The sequence below is a fragment of the Aeromonas sp. 95A genome (assembly GCF_051919235.1).
GTDB classification, from domain to species: Bacteria; Pseudomonadota; Gammaproteobacteria; order Enterobacterales; family Aeromonadaceae; genus Aeromonas; species Aeromonas veronii.
The window spans coordinates 1,022,524-1,035,486 of the sequence record NZ_JBQBFC010000001.1 but is presented as its reverse complement, the minus strand read 5'-3'; the positions used below and the strand labels follow the sequence as shown (position 1 = coordinate 1,035,486).

The 12,963-nt window shown below is 47.0% G+C and carries 9 protein-coding genes; 4 read left to right on the top strand and 5 right to left on the bottom strand.

Annotated features, from left to right (window positions below):
- The first annotated feature begins 32 nt into the window (after positions 1 to 32).
- Genes dptG through ACTG2U_RS04465 form a run of 4 tightly spaced genes read left to right on the top strand, consistent with a single transcriptional unit; the run spans position 33 to position 7,745 of the window.
- Positions 33 to 785 (top strand): DNA phosphorothioation-dependent restriction protein DptG, encoded by a 753-nt coding sequence (gene dptG / locus ACTG2U_RS04480; RefSeq protein ID WP_439974106.1) that lies wholly within the window; start codon positions 33 to 35, stop codon positions 783 to 785.
- The gene (dptH, locus tag ACTG2U_RS04475) at positions 766 to 5,868 is read left to right on the top strand and encodes a DNA phosphorothioation-dependent restriction protein DptH (RefSeq protein ID WP_439974105.1); all 5,103 of its coding nucleotides are present in this window, start codon (positions 766 to 768) and stop codon (positions 5,866 to 5,868) included. The genes dptG and dptH overlap by 20 nt, the downstream gene beginning before the upstream one ends.
- 1 nt (position 5,869) lies before the next feature.
- The gene (locus tag ACTG2U_RS04470) at positions 5,870 to 6,454 is read left to right on the top strand and encodes a hypothetical protein (protein WP_439974104.1); all 585 of its coding nucleotides are present in this window, start codon (positions 5,870 to 5,872) and stop codon (positions 6,452 to 6,454) included.
- A 10-nt stretch (positions 6,455 to 6,464) separates the two neighbouring features.
- A complete protein-coding gene (locus tag ACTG2U_RS04465) occupies positions 6,465 to 7,745 on the top strand; it encodes a DNA sulfur modification protein DndB (protein ID WP_236317301.1) in 1,281 nt (426 codons plus the stop codon).
- Positions 7,746 to 7,796: 51 nt separating this feature from the next.
- Here the strand turns inward: ACTG2U_RS04465 and dndE are convergent, their stop codons facing one another.
- From dndE to dndB, 5 genes are read right to left on the bottom strand one after another with little or no spacing between them, the layout of a single operon-like run.
- Complete coding sequence (dndE, locus tag ACTG2U_RS04460) at positions 7,797 to 8,168, bottom strand: DNA sulfur modification protein DndE (RefSeq protein ID WP_439974103.1); 372 nt, start codon at positions 8,166 to 8,168, stop codon at positions 7,797 to 7,799.
- On the bottom strand, positions 8,161 to 9,906 hold the full coding sequence (gene dndD, locus ACTG2U_RS04455) for a DNA sulfur modification protein DndD (RefSeq protein ID WP_439974102.1): 1,746 nt from the start codon (positions 9,904 to 9,906) through the stop codon (positions 8,161 to 8,163). Before dndD ends, dndE begins: the two co-directional genes overlap by 8 nt.
- Positions 9,833 to 10,141, bottom strand: coding sequence for an AAA family ATPase (locus tag ACTG2U_RS04450; RefSeq protein WP_439974101.1), 309 nt, complete (start codon positions 10,139 to 10,141; stop codon positions 9,833 to 9,835). The genes dndD and ACTG2U_RS04450 overlap by 74 nt, the downstream gene beginning before the upstream one ends.
- Positions 10,138 to 11,802 carry a DNA phosphorothioation system sulfurtransferase DndC gene (dndC, locus tag ACTG2U_RS04445; protein ID WP_439974100.1) on the bottom strand — a complete coding sequence of 555 codons (1,665 nt, stop codon included), beginning with the start codon at positions 11,800 to 11,802 and terminating at the stop codon, positions 10,138 to 10,140. The genes ACTG2U_RS04450 and dndC overlap by 4 nt, the downstream gene beginning before the upstream one ends.
- A complete protein-coding gene (gene dndB, locus ACTG2U_RS04440) occupies positions 11,799 to 12,890 on the bottom strand; it encodes a DNA sulfur modification protein DndB (protein WP_439974099.1) in 1,092 nt (363 codons plus the stop codon). Before dndB ends, dndC begins: the two co-directional genes overlap by 4 nt.
- Between the last annotated feature and the right edge of the window lie 73 nt (positions 12,891 to 12,963).

The following is a 12,963-nucleotide window of genomic DNA, read 5'->3' as shown; positions in this document are numbered from 1 at the left end:
GAGCTGCACACCCCCAATATCTGCTGCAAGCCTTGCCTGGCACACTCAAGCTGTATGCCTTTGCTTATTGTGCTCAGCTGGCACTGAATGTGACCGACTGGCAACATGAGCCCCAAAGCAAACCCCTCTACTTTATCCTCGATTCGGAAAAGGCCAGCTCTGAACGTACTTCGGTAAAACGTTCTGGCTACAAGCTGCTGGCTGCTGCCAGCGAGCGGGTTTTCCCGCTGCTTTCCGCCCTTGACGTGCTCCAGTTGCCAGGGGATGCCAAGAAAAGACCGCTTTGGCAGGTTTATCACGATGCCACGCAATATGCTGACCAGACTAAGTTGCTGGAAAATTTGAACAACTATCTGCAGGCCTTTAGAGAGAAGCGTGGGTTACGGCCTGAGCGCCCTCTCACAAACAGCGTGGCAGAAGCCTTTGAGCAGCTCAAAGAGTTGGCTCTGGAGCAATTCCGTGATGCCAATACCTCCCGTGGCGGCGTGAACAAGAAATATGTCAAAGAGCTGGAGGAGAAGCTGCTCAGTGATTTTATTCAGGCACGGGGGGCCGCTGGCCGCACCCTGGTACTGAATCAGGATCAGCTGTTGCTGTTGACCAATCTCACCATCGGCAAGGCCGACAAGCTGCGTTTGCACGATCTGCGCAAAGGCTTCGAGCTGCGCGGTTTTTATCTTGATAACCAGTCATTGCAGCAACTGGTCAGCTTCTATGAGCGCATGGGCAATGTAGAACGAATGAGTGATAGTGGAGACGCCGTATATGTCCGCAAGACCCTTTGAGCATTTTCTGGCCGAACGTTTTATCGAGTGGGTCAGTGCCGACATTGAGCCGGGCTCTCGTTACCAGTTCAAATCCCCCAGTGCAGAAAACGGTCTGGTGCTCTATCACTCACTGGTGACCTTTGCTGCCACAAATACGCTGGCTACGGCTGATGGCATTGACCTGCCATACATAGAGTGCAATGGCGTGCTGGTTTTACCTGTGTTGCATGGTGAGGCTCCGGGATTCACCGAAAACTACATATCCCGTTTACGTGATCTGGTCGCAGGTCGCAGTGCAGAATTTGAAAAAGCAGCCCTGCTCATTATCCACAACAGCATGCTGGATACCCTGATCAACAGTGCGCTTGATTTGGGGGCGCCCGGTGCTATCTGGCATCCGGATAGTCTCTCGCAGCAGCTTGGCGCGCTGATAGATGTTGGCAGCAGTAACAAGGAGCTGTCAGCCTGCCTGCTTGAAGAGCAACTGGCCCTCATCACCGAAGAGGGGGCGACCGTGTTTGGTTTTGCTCCTCTGTTCAGTGCACTTGATCAAGATGGGGAACTGAAGTTTGATGAGCTTCAGCTATTCAATGACCCGGTCATTCGGAGCTGGAGCGGCAAGAAGGCCCAGATCAGCAAGCGGCTCCAAGCAAACCGCATGCTGCGACGCGAGATTGAAGATGCGGTTGAGCATTATGATCTCGATCAGCTCGAGAGTGTCCTGAAAGAGTTCAGCGCCAAGTTTATCCGCCAGCATTTCCAGGATGAGAGCTGGCGTGAGCTGGAATTCGAGGCCTACCTCAAAGAGATTGAAGCCAACAAAGCGCAAAAGTTGCTATTGGAAGAGGTGGCTGTTGACAGTGGTTCACTGCAACAAAGAGCCAAAAGCCAGAGCAAGGCGGGACAACGCGACCTGAGCCTGCTGATCCAGCTCCCGCCGGGGGAGAAAACCCTCAAACTTTCTTTTACCTTCATCGGTAATGATCTGGACGAGAGCCAGTTCAAACTGATGCACAATGGGTCGCTCAAAAATGCGGTCACTTATTCTGTCAGCCGTGTCGGTGGTAAACGCTGCTGGGCGACGGTGACCTTGCCCGTCACGGGAGAACCCACCTTTTTTAGCCTTGAGCTTAAACGCGATAACCGCTCCGAAGAGTACAAGTTCCGCTGTCTAGTGGTAGAGCAGGGAGATTTCTATTTCGATGAGTTGCTGCACTGCTTCCGAGTTGATGCGGGCAAGAAGTGGCTGACCCTGCTGCTGGAAGAGAACAAGTTCAAGGTCAACCCAGAGCAAGACGCCATCATGCATCTGGTTGACGATGAGGGCGAAGTGGACTGCAGCGCCTGTGGCTGGGTGAACTTTGATACGCTGGCCGAGCAGAGCGAACAGATCCAGTTTGAGCTGGTCAATGGCGAGCGTCGCTTGCCCATCAATATTGAAGGCCCGGCCGCCGATGAGAGTATTTGCGTTCCGCTGCTGTTTGACCGGGATCGTTTCGCCAAGCTGCTCAGAGATGACCGTAATGCCGAGTATCTGCGGGCCAAAGGCAAGATCATTTTCGATAACAGCGAAAGTGGTGTGGTTGGGATCCGCCAGCAGCTGCTGAACCTCGAAGCACGGATGGTTGATGAACGGGCCTTGTATATCGGTCTGACTGCCGATCCAATGCCACTTGCGGCGATTAGTGCAAGGTTCCCTGATTTGCATGGCGCTTATGCCGCCCTGTTTGACTATCTGCAACACCATAAAACCTTGCCGAGCCTGGTGGCCTGGGGTGACAGCTATTGCGCCCTGGTGCAGCGGGTGCTGGATGCCTACGAAGCGGCATTAAGCGAGATACCGACCAATGCGGTGTTGGCGCTCGAGCACAAACAGTTGATGCGCATCGGTCTGTGCCGCCAGGATGAGTGGCACCGCCTTAGCCCGCTGCACCCCTTGGTACTTGTCTATCACCTGCAACTGGTGGCCGAGATAAAAGCCGATCGCGATGAAGATGGCGTCAGCTCTTTTGCCGAATTGCCAGAGGTGACCCGCGAGCGCCTGGTTGCATCTGGCTTGCTGCCTTTCGTCTATGACAATGACTCTGGCTACGCTCATCTGCTGCCGGTGCGGGAGAACAGCTTCTGGCTCGACGTGGTGCCACAAAAGCAGGAGAGCTACAGCTACATCAAGCGTCTGGTGCGCGACAAACTGGCCGAGTTTACCCAGGCCTATTCTCGTCTGTTCAGTGCCGGGGCCAAGAGCACCCTGATCGTCAATGCCATCAATCAGGCGAGTGCGGCAGAGCTCTTCCTCGGTTTGATCGAACACTTCAAGCTGCACAAAGAGCAGGCGATCGCCATTCATGTGAACTTCTACGATGAGCGGTTGCAATTCAATGACTTCGACCGCTTTGCCGAAACGGCCGCGTATGACGAGCTGAAAGCCTGGCTTGGCTTGAACACCACTGCGCTGCGTGCTGAGGCCGATATGCTGATCGACCTGATCCGTAGCCGTCTGACCTACAGCAAGTTCACCCTGCCCAACGAGCGCGAGCAGTTTGCCTATGCCCATCTGGCGTTCTTCCGCAACCAGGAGCCAGTAGAGTGCCATCCCATCAATACCGATGAAGCTCTGAGTGGTGTGCTGTGTGATGGCTTGATCGCCGGGGAAGCGGCCGAAACGAAAGGGGCGGCCTATTTCACCGCCTTTGGTTTGCGTGGCGTGCCCTATCAAGGGGTGCAGTCGCTGCGGGTGGCCCGCCTGCTGGGCAACCTGTGGCAACCGGTCAGCCAGAGCAATGCCCAGTATCTGGAAACCAGTCTGGGGCTGGCGGTCAGTGCCGATTTCAAGGCACTGCTGACCCGTTCTTATGACAGCGCACTGTGGACCACCATCATCGATCCCAAGGTGACCCTCGATTTCTTCACCAGTCAGCAGGATGTGGTGCTGATCCACTACTCGGATCAATACACCAGTGCGGCCGGTTATGACGCCATCACGGTAACCAAGCAGGTAGACCTCTTTAAACGCTTGCTGCAAAAAGAGGGTCACGGACAAGGGGAGACGCTGCTCTCCGAATTCAATGCCTTCAACGGCGAGTGGCTGCTCAAGATGCTCACGGCCAACGACAAGGAGCGCAAAGAGAAGAACGGCATCATCGGTGCTTACAAGTTTGTCTCGGCCTTGTTGCGGCAATCCGATATCTGCTGGGTTCCCCTCTCCGTAGCCGAGATGATCCGCGTTTCCGGCAATGTTGGCCTCAAGATGAGCGACAGCGAGTTCTCCCGTCAGGTGCATGGGTATCGCAAAGGGGCCATTTCCGATGACGTGCTCTTTGTCGGCTTCAAGGGCAAGCAACTCTATCTGCTGCCTCTGGAGGTCAAGACCGGTGTCAGACCTGACTTTGCCTATGCCGGGCAACAGGCGCTGGAGCTTAAACGTTACCTGATGGAAGAGGTGCTTGGCCCCCACACCCTGGCCGCACGGCTCTACCGTGGTCTCTTTATTCGCCAGGTGCTGATGCAGGTCGACAAGCTTTGCCTCTATCAGGTGATGCAGCCAGCGCAGCTTGCACCGCTGTTGATCGAGCGGGAGTGGTGGCTCAAAGGGGAATATACCCTGGCCAGAGTGCCCGACTATCCCGAAGGCTTTGTGGTCGCCCATATCGAAAACGACAGCTTCTTTGTGCCTCACTACCAGATGACCGAGCGGGGGGTATTGCAGGTTGAACTGCCCTACGCCTTGCTGGGTAGCCTTATTCAGGCCTGTAGCGCCCCTGCGCTTGATGAGTTGGTGACCCTGTGCCATGTAGACAAACAATATCTGCTGGGGCCCAGAGCAGAGGCGGTGGAGCCTGAATACGGCTCTCAACCGCAGTCAACAGAAGGGGGCAATCAGGCGGTGGATATGGCGCCAGTGGAAGCAGCCACTGATACCCAAAACACCGACCCGGTTACCCCAGTACCGGTGGAAACGGGACTGACCGACGAGCCGATAGAGCCCATGCGTATCCTGTTTGGCCACGAGGCGCTGCGGCAAACGCCGCTCTATTGGGAGCCCACCAATACCGCCCGTTTTATGAATACCAATACCGGCATCATTGGCACCATGGGCACCGGCAAAACCCAGTTTACCAAGTCGCTGATCACCCAGCTGATGCGCCAGCAAGACAATAACGTCGAGGGGGCACGGATCGGCCTGCTGATCTTCGATTACAAATCTGACTATGTGGATGATGCCTTTAGCGAGGCAAACCAGAGCAAGCGGCTGCGGTTGTATCGCCTGCCGTACAATCCGCTCTCGCTCTATGGCGATATGCCGATGCTGCCGGTGCATACCGCGACCGGGTTTGCCGAGACCCTGGCCAAAGCCTTCGGCCTCGGGCCCAAGCAGCAGCTACGGCTGCGCAAGTTGATCCTCGATGCGTATGGTCTGGCGGGGATCAGCAGGTCTGACGCCAGCACCTGGTCAAGGCCTGCGCCTACCTTGGCCCAGGTATGGGATCTCTATCTTGAGCAGGAGAAGGTGGAGGAGGATTCTCTCTACGCTGCGCTCGACTCGCTAGTCACTTACGAGATCTTCGAAACCATGCCGGATAAGGTGAGCTCCCTGTATGAGCTGCTTGATGGGGTGACGGTGATCGAGCTGGCGGGCTACTCACCGCAGATCCAGAACCTGGTGGTAGCCCTGACGCTGGATCTCTTCTATTCGCAGATGCAAAAACGCGGCAAGCCGCAAGTCAGCGGGGACTATCGCCAGATTACCAAGATGATCCTGGTCGACGAGGCTGACAACTTCATGTCGCAGGACTTCCCCAGCCTGCGCAAGATCCTGAAAGAGGGGCGCGAGTATGGGGTAGGGGTGATCCTCTCAACCCAGGACTTGAGTCACTTTAAAACCGGGGAAAACAACTACGGCTCTTATATTTTGACCTGGGTGGTGCATCGCGTTGCCGAGATCAAGAATGCCGATATCAAGGCCATCTTTAATAAAGATGATAAGACTGAGCAAGAACAATTAATGGAAACCATCCGCAAACTGGATAAGCACTTTAGTCTCTATATCGATGGAGATAAAAAGGTTTCTATGATGCGGGATAGAGCGTTTTGGGAATTATAGCGTGAGAAAGTATCTTTCAAGATATAAAGGTAAAAGATGTTTTCCATTAGAGCATTTAATGCCAGTGGATAATCTTAATGATAGGGAATATTGGATAACCCTTAATGATGATATAAAAAAATTTGGTGACGGTTGGGAAGTAATTGAAAATGTCAGTGGTGGAAGTGTATCCATTATACCAGATAGTGCTATTGGGTTATATTTTTTTGTATGGATGCCGGAAGTAGAGTTTAATACATCAAAAGGGAAGTTTGAGTTTGGCAATGTAGTTTACATAGGTTCCTCTTCTACGAAAAATAATGGAATAAAAAAGCGATTTATTTCTGACTATCAATCTCTTATAGGAAATCATTACGATATTCACTGGACAACTAAAACGCTTGATGACAGAGATAAGAGATTGAAAAAAGTATTGAGCCTGGGGAGATTACACTATTTCTTCAATGTTATGAATGAAGCTACCGAACGTCAAATATTAGATATGGAAGAAAGAATGATTAAATTGTTCAATCCTCCTGGAAATACGCAATATGCAATTTTGCGTGCAACACTTGATAAAATTAACGAAAGACCCGCATTTAATTAAGGATGGCTTTATGGCGAATAAAATACTAATACCAGCGTTAAAAGCAAAAGTCGGTGACTGGAATTATTATATATGCACAATGAAATATGCATCCGTTGCGAGAGAGATTAATTTTGCATATGAACTTGGTGGAAATTCAGATCTAAATTCAATGATTCAACGTGGTATATCAGAAAGAACTAAAGATATAACAGATTATCTTATACGTTCAGAGCACCGTTTTCTTGGTGCTATGATAGTTGCTGCTTATGGTGGTGATCCTAAATATGTACCTGTCAAGATGGATGAGTCAGATGAATTAATAAATGGCTTGGATAGCTCTTTTGGTGTGTTAACATTTGATGGTAGTCAGCAATATTTTGCTTTAGATGGACAGCATAGGTTAAAAGCCATAAAAGATGCAATAAAGAAAAGTCCTGAATTAGGTTCTGAAGAGATAACTGTTATATTAGTTAGTCATTATAACACCCCTGAGGGACAAGAGAAGACAAGGCGTCTTTTCACAAATATAAATAAAAATGCAAAAGTTACGACAAAAAGTGAAAACCTTGCATTAGACGAAGATGATGCTTTTGCCATTATAACCAGAAGGCTCATTAATGAGCACCCAGTCCTTAGTGCAGAGGGGCGTGTGGCCGTTTTCTCAAAACAAGGTGAGAATGGTGAGCTGAAATTAGCTACTCAAGTAAATGATACAGATAGGCGTGCAGTGACATCCATTTCGCATTTATATGAGATGGTAAAGCATCTTTCGTATGGCAGTAAACTTGCTAATGTGTCTTTATCAAGTCGGCCAACAGATGATGATTTGGAGGAGGGCTACAAACAGATAGTCGATAAACTAGAACGCTTCATGAACGCATCGGGAAATGTAATTAATATCATAGAGTCTAATGACAATTTGCGTGAATTAAGGAAAAGTAAAAACAATCCAGGTACAGAACATCCATTTTTGAAAGGAGTTATTCAAAGATCTCTTTCTGAAGTAGTCAGAAGTTTGTTAGATAGGGGGAATATTGAGTTTGATGATATTCTACAAAAGATCTCAGAATTGCCTTGGACAATGAAAGATGCTCCTTGGACCTGTGTATCATCATTTTCTGATGGCAAGTTAAAAATGTTGACAGGAAGAGAGTATGTTGATCTATTTAAAGAAATACTTACATGCCATATCGCTCCAAATAGTAAGCAAGAAATAATTCGTGCTAGAAGAAATTATAAGGTTGTGAAAAATGAAGAGTACCCCATAAAACAACAAGAGTTTGAAGTTAAGGCTAAATTTACTAGTTAACCTTAGCTACGTTAAGAGGCGACATTACTATGTCGCCTCTTGAACATCATTCTAAACACCATGCTTTAATATAAAAAAGTTATCAATGCCGCTAATGTTATTAGACAGATAAGATATTCCCCTATGAAGATGCAGTTTAAAAAAAGTATCAATATTTATTTTATTGATCTCAATATTGTCATATTTCATTCTTACTATTAGTAGTGACATTATCATTTCTGATAATTCACCTGAAAAAACTTTCCATGTCATTTCAACAGAGCTGTCTGTTTGAATATCTTCAAATGGGGGGACCGATTTTTCAGCTAGTGATAGACATAAAGCCCAACGACAAAGAACATTCCAGTTCTCTATACCTGTCTTGCGCTTGATAACAATTAGCTGCTGTTTCGCTTTTTCTGACAAACGAATATTATCAATCATGTTTTCTCTCCGGGAAATATCCAGGATTTATCGTAGAGGTAAAATTTTGTTCCTCGAAACAAATATGATACTCCTTGGCTATATAAGGCTTGAGTTCCTTATAGTATTTGCCTTGGATCTCTTCATCGGTCGATAAAAGAATCACTTGAGGTGCAGCCTGTGGGAAATAGTGCTTGATTAAATGGCTTCTATGTTGTCCATCAAGGCGTCCCATAGGGGTATCAATAATCGTTGGTAACTCTTTACCTGACTCGTCGGCGAGCCCCCATAAGACGGCAATGGCCAGCAGTTGTCTTTCACCAGCGGAGAGCCGAGCAGGGGAGATAGGTTTATTATCTTGTGCATATAGAGTTAACACAAATGCATCAGCATCGATTTCAATCTTGGTGATTAGACTGTCTTTACGTTTGACCTGATTAAACTTGGAGATGATCTTGGTTTGTAGCTTATCGATATTATCTTTGATGAGATCTGTTTTAAAGGCATCTACAATACCTTGCAGTTTTCCCATATGAGAAAAGAGTTGCTGTTGCCGCTGTTGCTCAAAATTGATAGCATTACCTTGTACACGAATTGAGGTAACTTGCATCTCTGCTTGCGTTATGTCGGCGGCCAATTTTTGTACAGCTAGAAGCAATTCCTCTTTCTCTTTCTTTGCTTTTTCAAGGTCATTATCCGCTGTGACTGAGCGTGTAATGATATGCTCAACAGATGCTAACTCAGGAATAGCGGCGAGTTGCCGTTCTACGAATTGCAGTTTTTCATATAATTTTTCTTTTTCCTGCATTAGTGACGACGCTTCCTGTTCTTCGGCAGCGAGCCGTTCAGCAAGACCATCGAAAATTGCAGGGCTACTGTTTAAATAGCAGGGTTCAGAGTAGAGCTGATCAGAAGCCTCTCTCTCTTTAGATAACTCGGTTTGCAGAGACTGGATGATACTATGATCCGTTCCTCGTTCATTTAATAATCCAAATATTTTATTCTCTTGGTTAATAAGTAAAGAGCGAGCGGTATGATAGCGTTTTATCTCATCTTCTTTATAAAGCTGAGACTTGGTCTGTTCTATTAATGAAGAGACAAGCTTCAAAGGTAAGACCCCAGCAGCAAGTTTGATCAACTCGCTATTGATGCCATCTATCTTTGTTGTAATTTCAACTTGTTGACGAGAGATCTCATCTTTTTCATGTAAAAGATGAGCGCCATTATCTTTCAGTTGTTGTCGCCAATAGGCGACTTCTGCTTCTTTATCTAGAATCTGTTCATCTATATCAATTAGGTTATTCTGTAATATCTTTTGAGCTTCCCGAAAGGCTTCAAGCCGAGCTTCAGCTTCTTCCAGTTTCACCTTTTGCTTGGGATCCAGCAGCTGGTTTTGACCGCGTTTTTTAAGCACGTCAAGGTCAATATTGAGCTGTGACAGCAATTCAAGACCGAGAAGGCTTTCGATACCCGTCTTTACCAGACTAGCGGAACGAGCGGGATCTGCAAGATGTTCAATTTTTTCACCGTCAAAAAAGAACAGTTCAGATAGTGATTGCGGGATAAATTCATTGATAAATTCTCCCCAATGCTCACTCAATAATGCATCTGGATGACCGTTATGGCTAACAACAACAACTTCTTTGCACTCTTTGTCAGCCTCTTTCTCCCAAGCTCGATTTATTTCATAAGTATGATCTTTCCCGAGAATGGTATGTCTGAAGCGCAGTGAGAGAGAGGCTTTTTTTTTCCGTTGCATAACGATTTATCGCCTGCTCCAGATATGCTGGATAGCTAAGGCGACCACGATTGGAGCATTTGGCATGCTTGCCATAAAGAGCCAACTGCAAGGCATCTAAAAAGGTTGTTTTACCACCACCATTGAGTGCACCAAAGAGGATTATAGGTCTTTTATGATCGGGGCTATCAAGATCAACCTCATGGCGTCCTTTATAAATACCAAAATTTTCTAACACGAGTTGTTCAAAAATCATGCTGATAGCTCTTCAATATCAATTTGTTCATCTTCCAAGAAATGACTATTGTTCGTCAAAGCAAGTTGCAGCTTCTCATTTTCCCACAATAGTTGTTCTTTATCCTGCTCAGGTAAATTGGGCTGTAATAGCTTTATCTTGTTTTCATTGAGTTTTCTGTTCAGTGCAAAGTCTCTGGCCTCTTGAATATTGTTGAAGGCCATGGTCTGCAAGCTTGTATCCAGCTCTTTATATAGATTTGCACGACGCAGCATATTGCTATGCTTATCTTCAATTGAGATCAGTGTTCTAATTTGTTCGTAGAGTAACCCATCCGGATCATTGTACGTGGAGCATTTATACCTCAGTTTGCTCATCACATAGCTATTCAATAAGCTATGGTGTGAGCGTTTGGTACCGGGATACTTTTTGCCCAGCGCACGTTCATAAATATGAGGGACGCTATCTTCGACTTCGTGTTTATCTTCCACCCATATATGACGAATTGCTTCCAAATCTTCCAAAGAGAGTAGTTCTAGGTTGCGAACTTCATTTGGACCTATCTCTTGTACGAGTTTTTGTGCTTCAAGCACTTTTTTGAGCATATGCTCTCTAAATTGCTGCCGATAAGGACCACGCACCAGATCTGCTCCATATTCATTGATATGAACGGTTAAGGAACCATTCATTCGACGAAAATCACGACGCTCCTTGTCAGCCTCTATTTTTTTACCTTTACGCTCTTTATTTGAATCATTAATGTCGATTTCGTTGCGGAGCTGCAGTAGAGGCAACATCCACTCTTTTTCAGTGTCATTTTGAATCATGGCTGCCATAGATTTATCTTCACCTACCATGGTACAGACATAACAGCCAAAACGACTATCTCCACAACTAGGTGTTGACTTATCAACGACCAGAGGACATTCACCATCCGCAGTTGCACCTTGATACATACCAAGTAGCTCTTGATTTTTAAAACCCCATGGATTTTTAACTTGCATCAGGTATTGCCAGACATCGTCATTACTCCAGTCGGCGATAGGAGTATATATCCAGACACGATCAAGCTGTTTGTTAACAGTTAATCCAACAGCGCTACGAGTATTATCTTCTCTGTTCTCGTAACTTTCCATTGTTGCTGCTCTTGTCGCGCTCTCCGCTTTTCGCGTACCAAGAACAAGAATCGCCTCACCGTTATTTTTAACGACTTTCTTAATAAAGTTATTAGATGGACTGATTTTTAGTCGATCGGTACACCAGCGAAACTTATAGCGAGGAGCAGGGTAACCACGACCAATCAAATTGACCCAGAAGCGATCTTTTACTTCTGGTGTCAGGCGATGTGGAATAATATTTAAGTGTTGCTCAGCTACCGCTTGTCGCATCTGTTCCAATGAGCGTCCTACCCACATGGCAACAATCGGATTTTCAACAAGCGTATCAGTACTGATCACATGGACAGGTTTATTAGCTTTACCTTCGGCATGCAGTTCCTGCATGGCATACCACACTAGTTGGAGTATAGCGGTGGAGTCTTTACCACCACTGTAACCAATTACCCAGGGGATCTGATCACTAAGATAAAGTGATTTGGTGCGGTCAACCAAGAACCGAATTGTCTCTGTAAACCCGGCCGCATCAAATGCGGAGCGGGAAGGGGTATGTATTTCGGTACTCATGCCTTACCTTTTCTAAATAGATATTCAGCTTGTTCCTCTCCTTCAGAGAGGGGGAGGCCAAGGTGTTGTTTGATCAGTGTTGCAGTTAATAACGTCGTATTTGATGTCTTTTGAATACGGCCAGCGATTAGAGCCCGACCCTCCCATACTTCTGCATTTTGACGTAGCCAATCTAGTGTCAATAGCCCAGATAGGGATTGCTTCAGGTCATAATTCTTTTCAAGAAGAGCCTTACCAACCAAACCTAATGCGTGCAGTGTTACGGCATGGCTATGGATAAAGTCTTCACGAACTTCCCCAGCAGTCAGTTTGGATAGCCTGACGAGTTTCCATTCTGGTATGACATTATCTACTTCATTCCAAAAACGGCATGCCTCACGGGTCGCTTTAGTTATGTCAATACTTTCCCAATTGCTAAACAAGGCATGAGTTGCCTGATGAATAGCGCTAAGAGTAAAGAGTTTGCGGGAGCGTTTACCAAGTTTGTTTTGCTCCATATCGACAATCCCTTTAAAGGCTTTGGATTTGGATGCAACAGCCCGAGCGACAGCAGCACTCTTATCTCGTTGGTCGTATGCGATGGCCAGAGATTTGCTGGCTTTGACCTGATTCTGATTGAGGTCTGTAAACATCTGCTGTGAACGCGCTAATCCCTGATCGAGGAAAAAAACCACAGAGATGCTTTCATCTGCCAAGGATGGATCTTCTTTTAGGGCTGCTTCAATCGCAGCTCTGCGATGTTGTCCGTCATTGATGATAAATTGTGCGTCCAACCCAATTCTGAGGGCCCCGATACGGCTCGCTTCACCACTGGTTCCCATTGGTTCAAATCTCACATCTCCGTCAATCGAGGCGGTGATGGCAGAAAACACGTAGGAATCTCTATTGCGAACTATATAGTCAGCCATCACCGGGATCCGCCCTACGTTGAGGGTTCTCTGTGCGCGCAGTTCAGGCGAGAGATCCTCATCATCAAACCTGAAGATGCGTGGCAATAGCTTGAGAGGACACATTGACACGTAGTACTCAGAGCCCGCCTGGATACCACGAATTGCTGGAAAAACGAACTCAAAGGAGGGTTCAAACATGGTAACCTCTTGCGCTCCACACTGTATGTGACACCATGTCGATGGGTTCGAACAAAAGTCGTGTGTACGTACG

Bases quoted from the DNA above. Each gene is read 5' to 3' on its own strand.
- dptH (WP_439974105.1), top strand. From the start codon at position 766: ATGTCCGCAAGACCCTTTGAGCATTTTCTGGCCGAACGTTTTATCGAG.
- ACTG2U_RS04465 (WP_236317301.1), top strand. From the start codon at position 6,465: ATGGCGAATAAAATACTAATACCAGCGTTAAAAGCAAAAGTCGGTGAC.
- dndE (WP_439974103.1), bottom strand. From the start codon at position 8,168: ATGATTGATAATATTCGTTTGTCAGAAAAAGCGAAACAGCAGCTAATT.
- dndD (WP_439974102.1), bottom strand. From the start codon at position 9,906: ATGCAACGGAAAAAAAAAGCCTCTCTCTCACTGCGCTTCAGACATACC.
- ACTG2U_RS04450 (WP_439974101.1), bottom strand. From the start codon at position 10,141: ATGATTTTTGAACAACTCGTGTTAGAAAATTTTGGTATTTATAAAGGA.
- dndC (WP_439974100.1), bottom strand. From the start codon at position 11,802: ATGAGTACCGAAATACATACCCCTTCCCGCTCCGCATTTGATGCGGCC.
- dndB (WP_439974099.1), bottom strand. From the start codon at position 12,890: ATGTTTGAACCCTCCTTTGAGTTCGTTTTTCCAGCAATTCGTGGTATC.